General features: G+C 70.6%; 11 protein-coding genes. 5 read left to right on the forward strand and 6 right to left on the reverse strand.

Features of this window, described 5'->3' with window-relative positions:
* The first annotated feature begins 155 nt into the window (after positions 1-155).
* Complete coding sequence (locus AB0915_RS24390) at positions 156-1685, forward strand: UDP-N-acetylglucosamine 1-carboxyvinyltransferase (RefSeq protein ID WP_366693095.1); 1530 nt, start codon at positions 156-158, stop codon at positions 1683-1685.
* An 84-nt stretch (positions 1686-1769) separates the two neighbouring features.
* Here AB0915_RS24390 and AB0915_RS24395 read toward each other — a convergent pair whose 3' ends face one another.
* From AB0915_RS24395 to AB0915_RS24415, 5 genes are all read right to left on the reverse strand, one after another.
* Positions 1770-2387 (reverse strand): TOPRIM nucleotidyl transferase/hydrolase domain-containing protein, encoded by a 618-nt coding sequence (locus tag AB0915_RS24395; protein WP_366693096.1) that lies wholly within the window; start codon positions 2385-2387, stop codon positions 1770-1772.
* A gap of 106 nt (positions 2388-2493) precedes the next feature.
* Positions 2494-3387, reverse strand: coding sequence for a sulfite exporter TauE/SafE family protein (locus AB0915_RS24400; protein WP_366693097.1), 894 nt, complete (start codon positions 3385-3387; stop codon positions 2494-2496).
* Positions 3384-3968, reverse strand: a complete 585-nt coding sequence (locus tag AB0915_RS24405; protein ID WP_366693098.1) for a rhodanese-like domain-containing protein — start codon at positions 3966-3968, stop codon at positions 3384-3386. The genes AB0915_RS24400 and AB0915_RS24405 overlap by 4 nt, the downstream gene beginning before the upstream one ends.
* Before the next feature lie 129 nt (positions 3969-4097).
* Positions 4098-5483, reverse strand: a complete 1386-nt coding sequence (locus tag AB0915_RS24410) for an MBL fold metallo-hydrolase (RefSeq protein WP_366693099.1) — start codon at positions 5481-5483, stop codon at positions 4098-4100.
* A 93-nt stretch (positions 5484-5576) separates the two neighbouring features.
* Positions 5577-5900: a rhodanese-like domain-containing protein gene (locus tag AB0915_RS24415; protein WP_366693100.1), complete on the reverse strand. Its 324-nt coding sequence runs from the start codon at positions 5898-5900 to the stop codon at positions 5577-5579.
* 347 nt (positions 5901-6247) lie between these two features.
* Here AB0915_RS24415 and AB0915_RS24420 point away from each other — a divergent pair, with 347 nt between their 5' ends.
* Entirely contained in the window at positions 6248-7516 is a 1269-nt protein-coding gene (locus AB0915_RS24420) for an MFS transporter (protein WP_366693101.1), read from the forward strand.
* Between the two features lie 544 nt (positions 7517-8060).
* On the forward strand, positions 8061-9317 hold the full coding sequence (locus AB0915_RS24425) for a DUF6056 family protein (protein WP_366693102.1): 1257 nt from the start codon (positions 8061-8063) through the stop codon (positions 9315-9317).
* Here the strand turns inward: AB0915_RS24425 and AB0915_RS24430 are convergent.
* Entirely contained in the window at positions 9292-10431 is a 1140-nt protein-coding gene (locus tag AB0915_RS24430) for a PP2C family protein-serine/threonine phosphatase (RefSeq protein ID WP_366693103.1), read from the reverse strand. The two genes, AB0915_RS24425 and AB0915_RS24430, sit on opposite strands and share 26 nt — an antisense overlap.
* 151 nt (positions 10432-10582) lie before the next feature.
* Here AB0915_RS24430 and AB0915_RS24435 point away from each other — a divergent pair, with 151 nt between their 5' ends.
* Entirely contained in the window at positions 10583-11083 is a 501-nt protein-coding gene (locus AB0915_RS24435; RefSeq protein WP_366693104.1) for a DUF6069 family protein, read from the forward strand.
* Positions 11084-11177: 94 nt separating this feature from the next.
* Positions 11178-12311, forward strand: a complete 1134-nt coding sequence (locus AB0915_RS24440; protein WP_366693105.1) for an FAD-dependent monooxygenase — start codon at positions 11178-11180, stop codon at positions 12309-12311.
* Positions 12312-12354: the final 43 nt, after the last annotated feature.

Consider the following 12354-nt stretch of genomic DNA (forward strand, 5'->3'; position numbering starts at 1 on the left):
CCCGGAATCGGAGACGGGCCGCCGCGGCAACAGTCATCGCCCACCTCCCCCACCATCCCCCACACTTCCCGCTCTCACCTGCCCCCATCGCACCGATCACCCGAATGCCACACCCCTGGACGATCTCCATCTCATATCTGAGATAACCTGGCGCCATGTCAGACGACTACCTCGTACGCATCGGCCAGCTCATACGTGACGCTCGTCAGCACCGTGGCTGGACACAGAGTCAGCTCGCGGAGGCGCTCGCCACCAGCCAGAGCGCCGTGAACCGCATCGAGCGCGGCAATCAGAACATCAGCCTTGAGATGATTGCCCGCATCGGTGAAGCACTCGACAGTGAGATCGTGTCGCTCGGCTACGCCGGGCCGATGCATCTGCGGGTCGTCGGCGGGCGCCGGCTCTCCGGCTCGATCGATGTCAAGACCAGCAAGAACGCCTGCGTGGCCCTGCTCTGCGGCTCGCTGCTCAACAAGGGCCGTACGGTGCTGCGCCGGGTCGCCCGGATCGAAGAGGTCTACCGCCTCCTCGAAGTGCTGAACTCCATCGGTGTGCGCACCCGATGGATCAACGACGGGACCGATCTGGAGATCGTCCCGCCGGCCCGGCTCGACATGGCCGCCATCGACGCGGACGCCGCCCGGCGCACCCGGTCCATCATCATGTTCCTCGGCCCGCTGCTGCACCGCATGGACCAGTTCAAACTGCCGTACGCGGGCGGCTGCGACCTCGGCACCCGGACCGTCGAGCCGCACATGATCGCGCTGCGCCGGTTCGGCCTGGAGATAGCCGCGACCGAGGGTCTCTACCACGCCCAGATAAACCACTCGGTGACCCCGGACAGGCCCATCGTGCTGACCGAGCGCGGCGACACGGTGACGGAGAACGCGCTGCTGGCCGCGGCCCGCCACGACGGCACGACCGTCATCCGCAACGCCTCGTCCAATTACATGGTCCAGGACCTGTGCTTCTTCCTGGAGGCGCTGGGCGTACGGGTCGACGGCGTCGGTACGACGACGCTGACCGTGCACGGTGTCCCGCACATAGATGTGGATGTCGACTACTCCCCCTCCGAGGACCCGGTCGAGGCGATGAGCCTGCTCGCCGCCGCCGTGGTGACGGAGTCCGAGCTGACGATCCGCCGGGTACCGGTCGAGTTCCTGGAGATCGAGCTCGCGGTGCTGGAGGAGATGGGCGTCGACTGCGACCGCACGACGGAGTACCCGGCGGACAACGGCCGTACCCGGCTGATCGATCTGACGGTCCGGCCCTCCAAGCTGGAGGCCCCGATCGACAAGATCCACCCGATGCCGTTCCCCGGCCTCAATATCGACAACGTGCCGTTCTTCGCGGCCATCGCCGCCGCGGCGCAGGGCAAGACGCTCATCCACGACTGGGTCTACGACAACCGCGCGATCTACCTGACGGACCTCAACCGGCTGGGCGGCCGCCTCCAGCTCCTGGACCCGCACCGGGTCCTGGTGGAGGGCCCCACTCGGTGGCGCGCGGCCGAGATGATGTGCCCGCCGGCGCTGCGGCCCGCCGTGGTCGTCCTGCTCGCGATGATGGCGGCCGAGGGGACCTCCGTACTGCGCAATGTGTATGTGATCAACCGCGGTTACGAGGAACTGGCGGAACGGCTCAACTCGGTGGGCGCGCAGATCGAAATCTTCCGGGACATCTGAGAGCCGACGGCTGCCGGGCCCCTTCGACCTGCGCTGATGCGGGTCCGGGAGGGGTCCGGCGGTGTGTCGGGCGTCGCCCAGCGGTCAGAGGCTGGTGAGCAGGCCGTCGAGTGGGGCGGGTATACGGTCGGGCGCGAGGGCCTCTACGAGGACGCGGCCATAGTGGATCTTGCGCCCTTTCTTCGTGCCGAGGAAGCGCCGCAACTGCTGCTGCGAGGTGCGACCCTGCTGTGCGGGCTGGCGCAGGAAGGTCCGGAGGGCGCGTAGGTCGCCCTCCGCCTGGACGAGCTCCTCCATCCGTGTCACGCCCAGCGCGCGGATCAGCTCGTCTTCCAGATCCGCCGCGCAGACGAAGAACCCTTGCGGTGCCGCACCGGCCCGCTCCAAGCCACGGGCGTAGTAGCGACGCTCCCCCTCGTCGCACAGTCCCGTGAGGCGGAGGCCGAGGCCGGGTGGTCCGAGAAGGCGAGCAAAACGCCCGACGTTCATCGCACCGCCCATCGGCAGGACGCAGATCCCTTCGGCCTCCAGGTCCCGGCTGCGGCGCGCGGCCAGCGCGCTGACCGCTGCGACGTCGCTCAGCCCTTCGAGCAGCACGGCCGCCCGGACGGGCAATCGTGCGGCCAACTCGTGCGCGGAGTCGCCGGAACCACCGGCCGCCCACGCGATGACCGCCTCCCGGAACGCCCCCATGTCAGCCATGAGAGGAGTCTCCCCCCTTCCCGGCCACCACCGCAGGGAATTTCCACCGGCGCGACGATCGGCGGTGAGGAATTCGGGCCCGACGATACCCCGCAGGGTATCCGGGTCATGGGCGAGTGACCGTCTCGTGGTCGCGTACCGGCGGAACCGGCGGAGCGGCGGCCCGGTTTCGTGCCCGCACGGCACGCGAGGCCAGGACGATTGTGGCGATGCCCGCGACAATCCAGGTCAGGGGATGGACCCAGACGGCGGTGCCGACCTGCTGGCTGAGGACGAAGACACCCATGACGACGACGAACCAGCCGAACGCCCTGCGAAGCGTGTCCTGGGGAATGCGCCCTGCGAAGCGGCCGCCGATGAGGCTGCCGACGACTGCCATGGCGGTGACGGCCAGGGCCAGGCCCCAGTCGATCTGCACACCCGAGAGGTGACCGGCCAGGCCGGCGAACGACTTCATGGCGATGACCAGGAGCGAGGTGCCGACGGCCACGCTCATGGGAAGGCCGCCGAGGAGGGCGAGGGCGGGCACGACGAGGAAGCCGCCGCCGGAACCGACCAGGCCGGTCACCGCGCCCACGACCAGCCCCTCGACGACGATGTGCTTCAGGGGCAGCTCGCGGTGTGTGTCCCTGGGCGCGGCGGCCTTGCGCGGTGTGCGGAGCATGGCCGCCGCCGTGGCGAGCATCATCAGGGCGAACGCGATGAGGAGCACCGTGCCGGGGATGTACTCCGCGAGGCGGCCGCCGCCGTAGGCGCCGACCATGCTCACCAGGCCGAAGGCGAGTCCGGTGCGCCACTTGACCCGGTGGGCCCGGGCGTGGGGTATCAGGGCGGCCGCACTCGTGACGCCGACGACGAACAGGGAGGTGGCGATGGCCTCCTTGGTGCCCTGGCCGGCCAGGTAGACCAGGATGGGCACGGTGAGGATCGAGCCTCCGCCGCCGAGGATGCCGAGGCTGATCCCGACGAACAGGGACGCCGCGATGACGACCGCGATCACGGCTTGTCCCGCAGGGCCGCGATGACGGTGCGGATGTCGGTGCGCGGGCCGCGGTTGTAGGGCAGCTTGGCCAGCAGCATGCCCATGGCGCAGCTGTTGCTGACGGCCGCGTAGGTCAGGCCCGCGCCGACGGCGGTGCCGATCAGGTGGATGCCGGGCACCAGCAGGCCGGCGAGCCCGGTGGTCAGCACGATGGATCCGGCGACGAGCCGGACCTGGCGTTCCATGTCCCAGCGGTCGGAGCCGCGATTGACGGGGGCGCCCGCAGTCTCCCAGGCGATCATGCCGCCGTCCAGGACGCGCAGGTTCGGCAGTCCGGCCTCGGCGAGGGCGGCTTCCGCCTGTGCGGCGCGGGTGCCGGAGCGGCAGACAAGGACGACGTCTTCGTCGAGGTGGCTGAGGAGTTCGGCGCGGTGCTCGCGCAGGGTGGCCATGGGCACGTTGCAGGCGCCGGGGATGTGGACGGTGCGGAACTCGCCGGGAGTACGGACGTCCAGAAGGCGGGGCCCGCGGCCTTCCCCGATCAGCCGCTGAAGGGCGGCGGAGTCGATTGCGGCGGCGCGGGAGGCATTGCTGGTCATGGGGGCTCCATAGGTAAAGCGGATGCATACCCCGCGGGGTATGCAAATGAGTAGGGGTGGACACCGGCAGCCCGCCAGGGCGTGGGCCGCCCCTCGCGGGCATGCCGGTGGTCTTCGTGACGACTGGGGTCAGGCGCCGGCGGGTTCGGTCAGCAGCGCCCAGGCGGCGTAACCGCCGAGGATGTCGGAGACGTCGGAGAAGCCGTGATGGCGCAGCAGGCTCGCGGCGATGGAGGAGCGGTGACCGCCCGCACAGTGCAGGACCAGCGCACGGTCGCGCGGGATCTCCCCCAGGTGGCGGGGCAGCTCGCCGAGGGCCATGTGCAGCGAGCCGTCGATGAATCCCGCCGCGCGCTCTCCGCAGGTGCGAACGTCGACCACGAGCGGAGGCTCTCCGCTCTCCAGAGCGGTACGGAGCTGGGCGGCGGTCAGCCGGCTGGCGGGGCCGACCTCGTCCCCCAGGGCCGCGAGGACGTCGTCGGGATTGCGCAGATAGCCGGCCACCCGGTCGAAACCGATCCGGGCGAGACGGGTGACCACCTCCTCCTCGCGATTCTCCGGCGCGATGACCAGCAGCTGCGCGTCGGGTGTGAGCACGGTTCCGGCCTGCTCGGCGAACCGGCCGTCGGCCGGCACATTGATCGACCCGCGCAGATGCCCGGCACCGAACTCCTGCGGGCCGCGGGCGTCGACCACCACGGCCCCGGCCCCGCGCAGCGCCGAGAACTCCTGGGCGGTCAGCGGCCGGGGCGCCGCGGCCGGGTCGTACAGCTCACGATCCTTGCGGTTGAGTTCGGCGTCGTAGGAGAAGTAGCTCGGCGCCGCGGACTGGCCCGCGGTGACGAGGGCCACGAAGTCCTCTCGACTCATGGGCGCGCAGGCGTAGTTGGTGGCACGCTGCTCGCCGATGGTGGACTGCTTCTCGGTGGAGAGATTCTTGCCGCAGGCGGAGCCCGCGCCATGGGCGGGGAAGACCCGGACCTCGTCCGACAGGCCCATCAGCTTGTTCTGGACGCTGTCGTGGAGCATCGCGCCGAGCTCCTCGGCGGTCACGCCCACCGAGGCGAGCAGGTCGGGCCGGCCCACGTCACCGATGAACAGCGCGTCGCCGGTCAGTACCCCGTACGGGACGGTGTCGGTGGCGTGCTCGTAGACCAGGACGCTGATCGACTCCGGGGTGTGCCCGGGGGTCTCCATGATCTCAAGAGTGACGTCGCCGAGGCTGACACGCTCGCCCTCGGTGAACTTGCGGATGGAGTACTCGGTCTCGGCGCGATGGCCGTAGCCGATCCAGGCGCCGGTGCGGGCCGCCATCTCCAGGTGTCCTGCGACGAAGTCGGCGTGGAAGTGGGTGTTGATGACGCCGACGACAGTGAAGCCGCGGGTCTCGGCATCGGCCATGTACTCCGAGATGTCCCGGCGCGGGTCGACGACCACGGCCTGCCCGCTGGTCTCGTCGGCGATCATGTACGACGCCTGGGAGAGGCAGTCGAGGTAGTACTGGGTGAAGAACACAGGAACCCTCCGTGAGAATGAACATATACCTCATGGGGTATATGTTCTCGAAAACAACCGACGGAACGCCCGCCCGGACGGCGGGCACTTCCTTCACGCGGCGCCGGGCGCCGATCCGGTGACGAGCGGGCGACCCGTGCGGGCCCAGCCGCTGGTGCCGCCGGCGACCGAGACGGCATCCACGCCGAGGGCAGCCAGGCGCTCGGCGGCCCACTGGCTGCGGTTGCCGCTGGCGCAGATCACGTAGACCGGCCGGTCCCTGGACACCTCGCCCGCCGCGGCGGCGAGGATGGACAGCGGGGCGAGTCGCACTCCGGGCACGTGGCCGGCCCGGTACTCCTCCGGCTCCCGCACGTCCAGGACGAGCGCCCCCTCGGCCCACGCCGCCGCGAACACATCCAGATCCACTTCACGCACCGCGATTCCCTCGCTCCCATATACCCCCCTGGGTATTTCTTGATGACGACAGTAGGCACACCCTGTCGCAGATGTCAAATACCCGGGGGGGTATAAATTCGAGGGTGCGGCGGTCCGCGAACGAGGGGGCCGGTCGACCGCTGGAGGCGGATGTCACAGCGCGGGCCGCGTCGACACTGCATACCCCTAGGGGTATTCTGCACTCAAGGGAGAGCCAAGAACGGAGGGCTCCCTTAAGTACTTTCATACCCCTGGGGGTATGTGGACCAACCGAGGGTGATCATGGAAAACGGACAGACAACCGCCTGCGGCGCACAGCCCGCTGACGGCGCGGAAGGCAGCAGCCGGTGAGCATCAGCCCCACCTCGGCCGCACCCGCCGACACCGCAGTGCGCCTGGGACTGCGTGAGAACTGGGCACAGTTCACCCTGCTCGTCATCATCAATGTCTGCGTCGGCGCCCTGGTCGGCCTGGAACGCACCACCGTTCCCCTCATCGGCACGGACGTCTTCGGGCTGACCAGCGATCTGGCCGTCTTCTCCTTCATCATCGCCTTCGGCGTCACCAAGGCGCTGACCAATCTGGCCGCCGGCGAGCTGACCGCCCGCTTCCGCCGCAAACAACTCCTCATGGCGGGCTGGCTCATCGGGATACCCGTCCCGTTCGCCCTCGCATGGGCGCCGTCCTGGGGCTGGATCGTCGCCGCGAACGTCCTGCTCGGCATGAACCAGGGCCTGACCTGGTCGATGACCGTGAACATGAAGATCGACCTCGTCGGCCCTGCCCGCCGCGGTCTCGCCACCGGCCTGAACGAGGCCGCCGGATACGTCGCCGTCGGCGCCTCCGCCCTGCTGACCGGTTACCTGGCCACCAGATACGGCCTGCGCCCCGCACCCGAACTGATCGGCATCGTCTTCGTTGCCGCAGGCATCGCTCTGTCCCTGTCCGTCCGGGACACCGCGGCCCACGTGGCCCTCGAACTCGCCCGGCACCCCCGACCGGCCGGCGCGGAGCAGTCCACCGCGCTGGCAAAGACCTTCGCCCGTACCTCCTGGCGCAACCGCTCCTTGCGCGGCGCCAGCCAGGCCGGACTCGTCAACAACCTCAACGACGGCCTCACCTGGGGCGTCTTCCCTCTGCTATTCACCGACCATGGCCTGGGACTTGCCGCTGTCGGCCTGGTCAAGGGCCTTTACCCGCTGCTGTGGGGCATCGGCCAGATCCCCACCGGCCACCTCGCCGACCGCATCGGCCGCAAACCCCTGATCGTCACCGGCATGTTCGTCCAGGCCGCCGGATTCGTCCTCGCGCTGGCCCTGCTCGACCGGCCCCTGCTCGCCGGCATCCTCTCCGCCGTCGCGCTCGGCCTGGGCACCGCCATGGTCTACCCGGCCCTCATCGCCTCCGTCTCCGACCACGCGCACCCCGCCTGGCGGGCCAACGCGCTCGGCACCTACCGCTTCTGGCGCGACATCGGCTACGCCGCAGGCGCCCTCGTCGCCGGTGTCCTCGCCGACGCCCTCGGCCTGGGCGCCACTGTCATCGCCGCCGCCGTCCTCACCGCGGCCTCCGGCCTGCTCGCCGCCCGCTGGATCACCGACCGCCCCGCCCGCTGACCCCACGGACTTCAGGTCCGAGCGCGCCGCCCGGTTCACCCCGTTCGCGCCGCAGCGGAACGAGGCCATTGCCGCGGTCGCCCAGGACTCCGCGTTCCCACCACGGCGTGCAGTCCGCGCGCCGACAGTGGGCCGACGGCCGACAGGGCCCCGGCACCGCAACGGATTTCGGCGTCCGCCATTCGGATGAAGCCGCGGTCGCCCCTGCGCGTGCGGAGACCGGGCTGCCCGCCTCCCCGTATCAGATAGCGGCGATGACCACGGTTCGAGAAGCACGATGACGGCCCCCGGCCCGGCACGGGAGGCCGCCCCCGGTGCCTCACGGACAGGCCTTTCGGAGCAGCCGCGCGAACGGGAACGGACGGTGCCCGGCAGGACGGCGAACGCCCGTCGCTCACCGGCGTGGGGGACGCTCTGGCCGACTGCTCTCTGTCTCCTGCCACTCGGTCTTCTCGGGGCGGCGGCGTGGTATGGGCGGTGGGTCCGTCCCGGTGCGGACGAGTGGTGCTTTCTGCCCGTCGTGCGGGACGAGGGGCTCCCCGGGATGGTCGGGAAGTTCTATCTCAAGGACAACGGGCGGATCGCGAACGCCGTTCTGGTCTGGGCGTACGGGAGGTTCGGCGTCGCGGGGCACCAGTGGTTCGGGCTGGTCAGCTGTGTGGTCACGCTGGGGATCGTGTGGGCGGTGACCGTATCGGCGCTGCGCCGGGGCGGTCTGACGGCGCCACGGGGAGTCCCCTTGCTCGCGGCGTCGACGGTGACGGCCGTCTTTCTGTTCGCGACGCCCAACACGTACAAGACGTTCTACTGGCCCGCGTCGTCCGTCTCGCACACCATGGCGCCGGTGCTCGCCTGTGCCGCGGCCGTTCCGCTGCTCCGGGCCCGGTCGCGCGGGGGCAGGCGCTGCGCGCTGGTCACCGTTCTCGTGACGGGTCTTTGCCTGGGGACGCTTTCGGAGGAAGCGTCCGTCGTCGTGCTCGTTGTCCTGTCGGCCGTTCTGCTGCTCCTCGTCGGGCGGCGCCGCGCCTATGTGCGGGGCTGGTGTCTGGCGGGCATGGCGGGGACCGTGGCCGGGACGCTCGTGCTCTACACGTCGCCCGGCGCGAGAATCCGGCGGAAGCGATTCGACACGGACGGGGTGTCCTTCCTCGCGCCCGACTCACTCCTCGGGTCCCTGCGCGGCTTCGGACACATCCTGGGAACGCTCCTCACGACGTGGGCCCATCTGGGGGCGGTCGCGGCGGGGGTCCTGCTGGGGCTGCTCATCAGGGGGCCGGGTGGGCGGCGCGTGGTCCTGCCGGAGCGCTGGCCGCTGCTGTCCTGCGCCGGTGTCCTCGCGTTCCTGGTCTCCGGATATCTCTGCACGGTCGTCGCGTATCCCGCCTTCGGCGAGAGCGTGATGACCTCCTCACGGATCTGGAACGACTACGTCCTGCTGTACGTCGCGGTGCTCGTCGGAGTCGGCGCGCTGGTGGGAGTCGCCCTGGGTCTGCGCCTGCACCGCACCGGTGCGGTGCAGGCGGCCGGTGCGGGGGTGTGCGCCGTTGTGTGCCTCGCGCTCGCCGTCCCGCTGGGCCGGCTCGAACATGACATGCGCGTTCGGGCGGTGAAGTGGGACCGCCAGGACCGGTGGATGCGCGCGCGTGCGGCGGACGGCGACCGGGTTCTCCCGTACATGCCGTTGTCGGTCGGCGGCATGGTGGAACCGTTCCGTCAGCACGGGCGGAAGGTCTGGCCGGCCACATGCGTCGCCGACTACTACCACCTGGAGCGGATCACCTACTCGCTGCGGCTCCCCTGACCGCGCCGGACGCCTTCGTGATCGCGATCATGACGGCGTCGTCGCCCAGGTGCCCGCCGGCGTGCCGCAGCAGGTCGGTGTGGAGATGCTCGACAAGGGCGTCGGGGCCGGTGCCGTTCCAGGTGACGAGCCGGTCGGCGAGCGGGTAGAAGGTGCCTCTGCGGTCGCGTGCCTCGATGACGCCGTCGGTGTAGAGGAGCAGCAGATCGCCGGGGTGGAAGCCGAAGGTCTCAACCTCGTACTGGTTCTCCGACACCATGCCGAAGCCCAGCGGGAGCGCGGGTTCCCTGACCTCCAGTGCCTCGACACGGCCGTCGCTGCGCAGCAGCAGTGGAGGGGGATGTCCGCAGTTCACCAGACGGATGCTGTGGTCCTCCTCGCAGACGTCCAGGACCAGCGCGGTCACGAACGATTCGTCGTACTCGGGATCCGTCTCGGCGAGCTGGGCCATGTTCCAGTACGAGGCGTTGGCGATGTGTGCCACGACGCCGGGCAGCGAGAGGTTCTCGTACGCCGCCCCGCGGAACGCCCCCACCACCACCGCGGCGTCGTCGACGGCGGGCAGGCCGCTGCCGCGGACGTCGCCGACCACGAGGCGGGTCCCGCCCGGGGCGGGCACCGCGGCGTACAGGTCACCTCCGATCTGGGCCTCCTCCTCGGCCGCGATGTACACGGACGCGATACTCAATGGGCCGATCTGGTGCGGCAGTGGGTGCAGCAGGACCTGTTGCGCCATCACAGCCACCGAGCGCACCTGTTCCAGCTGCCGCTCGTGCCGGTCAAGGGCATACCGGAACACCGCCAGGAACGCGGAGATCACCGCGACGGCGGCGATCTGGGCCTCGTGGTTCGGTGTCCCGACGCCGCCGTGCAGGACGGCGATGACGACCTGGGCCACGACGGCCAGCGCTCCGACGGCGGCCGTGAGGCCGGGGCCGGCGAAGGAGGCGGTGAGCGCGGGCGCGGCGACGAGGAACGGGCCGAGATGGATGGACTCCGGGGTGCTGATGTCGATCAGCGCGACGGTCGCGATGAGGACGAACGGCACGGCGAGCAGCCCCTGGCTCAGCCGCCGGGAGGGGGTGAGGCGGTGGTCTCTGTGCCGGACGCGCATGTCTTCTGCTTACACCCCTGTCGATCGGTCCGCGCCCCGTGGTTGTCAGGGGGGTTCTCGGGTGCGTCACCCGCACGGACCGCGTGCGTTCGCCGGCTCCGCTCGTCCGGTCCACGATCGGGGTCCGGGTACCGAGGGGAGAAGACCGATCGTGGACGCATGGGAATCGCAGGACAGCTTCGGGCAGCCGCAGCAGCGGACCGGATACCTCCGCCCAAAACCGCCCCGGCTCCGTGTCGATGCGGCGCGGCTGTGGGCGGGCGGCGTCATGACCGCTGTCGTCGCCGCGCTCACCGCCGTCGCCGGGGTGCTCCTCGTCCGTGGGGTCCTGGACGTGCCCCTCTTCGCGCCGGAGAGCGCCGGAGCGCTGGGCGACTCCTCGACGGGACTGCTGGCCACCGGGGCCGGGCTGGCAGCGCTGGCGGCCACGGCGCTGGTGCATCTGCTGATCCTCGCGACGCGGCAGCCGGGCACGTACTTCGTCTGCATCGTCGCCCTCGCCACTGCCGTCATGGTGCTGGTGCCCTTCACCACATCGGTCCCGCTGGACGCCAGGATCGGCTCGGCGGCTATCTGTCTCGCCATCGGGATCGTGATCGGTTTCCTGCTGTCCGCCGTCGGCCGCAGCTCGGTGCGACGCTCCCCCTACTGACGGCCGGATGAGAACTCCGGCGCTCCGGGCCTACGCTCCAAGGGTTCGACTCCCCCACCGACTGAAGCCGGTGGCCCCTTCGAAAGTAGGTCTGATGGCATCACCCCTGCGCGTCCTGATTCACGGCGGCGGCATCGGCGGACTCACCCTCGCCACCGCCCTCGCCCGGCGCGGTCACACCGTCGAGGTGGCCGAGCTCCGCGACGAGCTGGACGCCCTCGGCGTCGGCATCATCCAGCCGTCCAACGCCCTGCACGTCATGAGGGAGATCGGGGTGCTCGACGAGTGCCTGAAGGCGGGGTTCGAGTGGGAGATCCTGACCATCTCCGACCCGGCCGGGGGGACGGTCGCCCGGATACCGCAGCCCCGGATGGGCGACGCCCCGTCCAGCAACGGCATCCCGCGTCCCGCGCTGGCCCAGGTGCTCGGCGCCGCCGCCACGGCGGCCGGGGCGACGATCCGCTTCGGCGCGACGATCACGGAGCTGGCCGACGACGGCTCCGGTGTGGACGTCACGCTCTCCGACGGCTCCGCCGGCCGCTGGGACCTGGTGGTCGGCTTCGACGGGATCGGCTCGCCGCTGCGGTCGCGGCTGTACGGCGACCGCTACGCCCCCGAGTACACCGGATTCGCCAACTGGCGGGTGACCGTGCCCCGTCAGCCGCAGGTCCAGGGTGTGGTGATGGGCACCGCGGGCAAGGACGCCAAGGCGCTGCTCACCCCGATCACGGACGAACTGATGTATTTGGGTGCGGTGTTCGCCGAGGCGGCGGACTTCCGGCCGGACCCGGAGCGGGCGCACGAGCAGCTCACGGAGCGGCTCTCCGTGTTCTCCGGACCGGTCGCCGAGGCGCTCACCACGGTCACCGACCCGTCCGCCGTGGTGTATTCGCGGATCTCCCAGGTGACGGTCGAGGAACCGTGGCACGTCGGCCGGGTGGTCCTGGCCGGTGACGCCGCGCACGCCAGCACCCCGCACATCGCGCAGGGTGCGGCGATGGCCGTCGAGGACGCGGCCGTGCTCGCCGAATCGCTGGACGACGAGGCCGATGTGCCCGCCGCCCTCGCCGCCTGGGAGGCGCGCCGCCGGCCCCGGGCCATGTGGGTGCAGGCCATGTCGCGTGCCGTACTCAAGCAGGAGATGGGCGCCGCGACGACGCCCGAGGAGGACGAGCTGCTGAAGGTCGGCATCCCGGGTGCGGCGCACATGCTGGTGCAGCCGTACTGATGCGCTTGCGGCCTCCCCCGCGGTAGGGAGTGGGATCCCGACC

Source organism: Streptomyces sp. NPDC048411 (genome assembly GCF_040704695.1).
Classification (GTDB): Bacteria; Actinomycetota; Actinomycetes; order Streptomycetales; family Streptomycetaceae; genus Streptomyces.

Coding starts and splice junctions, on each gene's coding strand:
- AB0915_RS24390 (WP_366693095.1), top strand. CDS start 156: ATGTCAGACGACTACCTCGTACGCATCGGCCAGCTCATACGTGACGCT.
- AB0915_RS24395 (WP_366693096.1), bottom strand. CDS start 2,387: ATGGCTGACATGGGGGCGTTCCGGGAGGCGGTCATCGCGTGGGCGGCC.
- AB0915_RS24405 (WP_366693098.1), bottom strand. CDS start 3,968: ATGACCAGCAATGCCTCCCGCGCCGCCGCAATCGACTCCGCCGCCCTT.
- AB0915_RS24425 (WP_366693102.1), top strand. CDS start 8,061: ATGGTCGGGAAGTTCTATCTCAAGGACAACGGGCGGATCGCGAACGCC.
- AB0915_RS24430 (WP_366693103.1), bottom strand. CDS start 10,431: ATGCGCGTCCGGCACAGAGACCACCGCCTCACCCCCTCCCGGCGGCTG.
- AB0915_RS24440 (WP_366693105.1), top strand. CDS start 11,178: ATGGCATCACCCCTGCGCGTCCTGATTCACGGCGGCGGCATCGGCGGA.